The organism is Arthrobacter sp. HMWF013, assembly GCF_003061105.1.
GTDB lineage: Bacteria > Actinomycetota > Actinomycetes > Actinomycetales > Micrococcaceae > Arthrobacter.
Window position 1 is genome coordinate 1 of record NZ_QAIQ01000405.1, and the last position, 3893, is coordinate 3893.

Consider the following 3893-nt stretch of genomic DNA (forward strand, 5'->3'; position numbering starts at 1 on the left):
CTTCAGGCTTTTCAGCCCAGGCGGGCCTTCAAAGAGGCAAGCTCGGAGGTCAGTGCCTCAGGCAGGGAGTCACCGAACCTGGCGTACCACTCTTCGATGGATGCCAGCTCAGCGGCCCATTCCTCGGGATCGACGCGTACGGCGTCCTCCACGTGGGCGTGCGTCAGGTCCAGTCCGGTGAGGTCCAGCGAATCCCCGGTCGGAACGAAGCCGATGGGGGTCTCCACAGCGGCAGCCTTGCCTTCGATGCGCTCGATGGCCCACTTGAGGACGCGGGCGTTGTCACCGAAGCCAGGCCACGCAAAGCCACCGTCAGCGGTCCGGCGGAACCAGTTGACCAGGAAGATCTTGGGCAGGCGTGCCGGGTTGGCCTTGGAGGAAACGCTGATCCAGTGCTTGAGGTAGTCACCGGCGTCGTACCCGATGAACGGCAGCATGGCCATCGGGTCGCGGCGGAGGACGCCGACCTGGCCGGAAGCAGCAGCCGTGGTCTCCGAGGAGAGCGTGGAACCCATGAAGATGCCGTTGGTCCAGTCGCGGGACTGGGTGACCAGCGGCACCGTGGTCTTGCGGCGGCCGCCGAAGAGGATGGCAGAGAGCTCCACCCCATCGGGGCTGTTGTATTCCTCGGCCAGCATGTCGATCTGGGAGATCGGCGTGCAGAAGCGCGAGTTGGGGTGGGCCGCAGGCTTGTCGGAGTCCGGGGTCCACGAGTTTCCCTCCCAGTCGGTCAGGTGGGCGGGGACCTCATCGGTCATGCCCTCCCACCACACGCCGCCGTCGTCCGTCAGGGCGACGTTGGTGAAGATGCTGTGGCCCTTGGCGATGGCGCGCATGGCGTTGGGGTTGGTGCCCCAGCCGGTGCCCGGGGCAACGCCGAACAGGCCGGCCTCGGGGTTGGTGGCGCGCAGTTCGCCTTCCTTGCCGATCCGCATCCAGGTGATGTCATCACCCAGGGTCTCAACCTTCCAGCCTTCGATGGTGGGATCGAGAAGCGCGAGGTTGGTCTTGCCGCACGCGGACGGGAAGGCTGCAGAGACGTAGTACTTCTTCTGCTCCGGGGAGGTCAGCTTCAGGATGAGCATGTGCTCGGCCAGCCAGCCTTCGTCACGGGCCATCACCGAAGCGATGCGAAGGGCGTAGCACTTCTTGCCCAGCAGGGCGTTTCCGCCGTAACCGGAGCCGAAGGACCAGATGGAGCGCTCTTCGGGGAAGTGGACAATCCACTTGTCCGGGTTGCAGGGCCACGCAACGTCCTTTTGGCCCGCGGCGAGCGGAGCGCCCAGGGAGTGCAGCGCCGGAACGAAGAAGGCGTTGGTCGCGGTGATCTTGTCCAGGACCGGGGTACCGATGTTGGCCATGATGCGCATGGATGCGACCACGTAGGCGCTGTCCGTGATTTCGACGCCGAACTTGGGATCTTCAGCGTCGAGGTGGCCCATGACAAACGGGATCACGTACATGGTGCGGCCGCGCATGGAGCCGGAGAACAGGCCGCGCAGCTTTTCCTTCATCTCGGCCGGGGCCATCCAGTTGTTGGTGAAGCCGGCGTCGCGTTCGTTCTCGGAGCAGATGAAGGTCTGCTCTTCAACGCGTGCCACGTCTGCCGGATCGGAGAACGCGGCGAAGGAGTTCGGGAAGAGCTCCTGGTTCAGGCGGGTCAGTGTTCCCGCTGCAACCAGTTCGTCCGTGAGACGGGTGTTCTCTTCTTCAGAGCCGTCAACCCAGTGGATGCGGTCCGGCTGCGTGAGCTCCGCAACCTCTTCGACCCATGCGAGCAGTGCAGCATGTGTGGTGGGTGCTTTCTCAAGCAGCGGCTGTTGTGCCAGATCGCCCATTGCGGTTCCCTTCCTCGGGTTCATCGGTGTGTCCTAAATGCTATTGGGCCGCCCGGGCCTGAACTTGTGGACCACACTGCACCTTCGTGAGCGTTTCGACCGGAAACCGCGCAAAATCAAGGGAAGAACACGCAAAACAGCGAAATTAAGTGACGAAGGTCACCTATACCGGTCTAGTCGCGGATATTACATGCTTCTCGATTTGGCATGAGGTGCCACCCTCGCGTAAAGTAATTCGAGGTTCGGGGAGCGAGATACTCCGCGAAACGCAAGATGCGCCCATAGCTCAGCTGGATAGAGCGTCTGTCTACGGAACAGAAGGTCAGGGGTTCGAATCCCTTTGGGCGCACAGATCAAGACCCGCACCGGTTCGCCGGTGCGGGTCTTTTGCTTTAAGCCAGAGAACCCCTGGAACCCGGATGCCCCGGCGTAGGCTGGACCAATGACCACCCAGGCTCTGGTACGCGAATTTGACGTCATTGTGATCGGCGCAGGCGCCGTGGGCGAAAACGTGGCGGACAGGGTGGTCCAGGGCGGTCTTACCGCGGTCCTCGTCGAGGCCGAACTGGTGGGCGGTGAGTGCTCGTACTGGGCATGCATCCCGTCGAAGGCCCTGCTCCGCTCCGGTACCGCACTGCACGGCGCCCAGACGGTTCCAGGAGCAGCGGAAGCAGTCACCCGGACCCTGGATGTGGCCGCAGTCCTCAAGCGGAGGGACTACTTCACCGGCAACTGGCAGGACGACGGCCAGGTGAAGTGGGTGGAGGACACCGGAATCGAACTGATCAGGGGCCACGGCTGGATCACCGGAGAGCGCTCGGTCGAAGTAGCCGGGCTGGACGGCAACTCCTACGGGCTCAAGGCGCGTCACGCCGTCGTACTGGCCACCGGCTCGACCCCCACCATGCCGCCCATCCAGGGGCTGGCCGACGTCCAGGTCTGGGGCACGCGGGAAGCCACCTCAGCCAAAGAGGTGCCCGGGCGGCTGGCAGTGGTGGGCGGCGGGGTTGCCGGGACAGAACTGGCTCAGGCCTTCGCCCGGCTGGGTTCGGCTGTGACTCTCGTAGCCAGGAGCGGCCTGCTGGGCAGCTTTCCGGCAGAAGCGTCGAAACTCGTGGCGGCCGGGCTCCGCGCGGACGGCGTCGAGATCCGCCTCAACACGTCCACCAAAGCCATCCACGAGAATGACGACGGCACCTTCGAACTGACGTTGGACGGTCAGGACACCGGCGGTCAGGACACCGGCGGTCAGAGCACCGTCACTGTGGACAGAATCCTGGTCTCCACCGGCCGGCATCCTGCCCTCGAGGGGTTGGGCCTGGAAAGCCTCGGCTTCACCCCTCCGGACGGCGAAGCGCTGTCCCTCACGACCGATTCGTCGGGACTGGTTCACGGCACACCGGACGGCGGGCCATGGCTCTACGCCGTGGGAGATGCCGGCGGCAGGAACTTTTTCACGCACCAGGGCAAGTACGAGGCCAGGGCAACCGGTGACGCCATTGCAGCCCGGGCCAAAGGCGAACTCCGCGGCGCCCCGGAGGCCTGGAGCCGCTACGCCCATACGGCCAACGAACACGCCGTCCCCCGCGTGGTGTTTACTGATCCGGAACTCGCCGCCGTGGGCCGCACGCTGGAGCAAGCCGTCAAGGACGGCTACAACGCCTCCTCCGTAGAACTTCCCATCGAGGTGTCGGGATCATCCTTGCGCTCGGACCATTACGAGGGCTGGGCACAACTGGTTATCGACGAGGACCGGAGGGTGCTGCTGGGCGCCACCTTCGCAGGCCCGGAGGTGGCCGAGCTGCTGCATGCCGCAACCATCGCCGTGGTGGGCGAGGTCCCGCTGGAGCGGCTGTGGCATGCGGTGCCGTCATTCCCCACGGTCAGCGAAGTGTGGTTGAGGCTGCTGGAGAAGTACGGCCTGTAATTTCTATTTGAACTGACCAGTCAGTTTAGTTAGAATGAGAGCAGACAGTTTCCTGCGAAAGGTCATCTTTGCTCTCCGCTCAGCAACTCCATGTAAAAGGCCGGCGGGGCGACCTTCTTCCGCCCACT

At 64.2% G+C, this 3893-nt stretch carries 2 protein-coding genes and 1 tRNA gene; 2 read left to right on the forward strand and 1 reads right to left on the reverse strand.

The annotated features are described in order from the left end of the window. Positions 1-11 precede the first annotated feature (11 nt). Positions 12-1838, reverse strand: a complete 1827-nt coding sequence (locus DBR22_RS15010) for a phosphoenolpyruvate carboxykinase (GTP) (RefSeq protein ID WP_108599689.1) — start codon at positions 1836-1838, stop codon at positions 12-14. 275 nt (positions 1839-2113) lie between these two features. Between DBR22_RS15010 and DBR22_RS15015 the strand changes: the two genes are divergently transcribed. Together DBR22_RS15015 and DBR22_RS15020 are read left to right on the forward strand one after the other, a co-directional pair. Next, positions 2114-2187 (forward strand) — tRNA-Arg (locus DBR22_RS15015). A gap of 93 nt (positions 2188-2280) precedes the next feature. Then, positions 2281-3765 (forward strand): dihydrolipoyl dehydrogenase family protein, encoded by a 1485-nt coding sequence (locus DBR22_RS15020; RefSeq protein WP_108599690.1) that lies wholly within the window; start codon positions 2281-2283, stop codon positions 3763-3765. Positions 3766-3893: the final 128 nt, after the last annotated feature.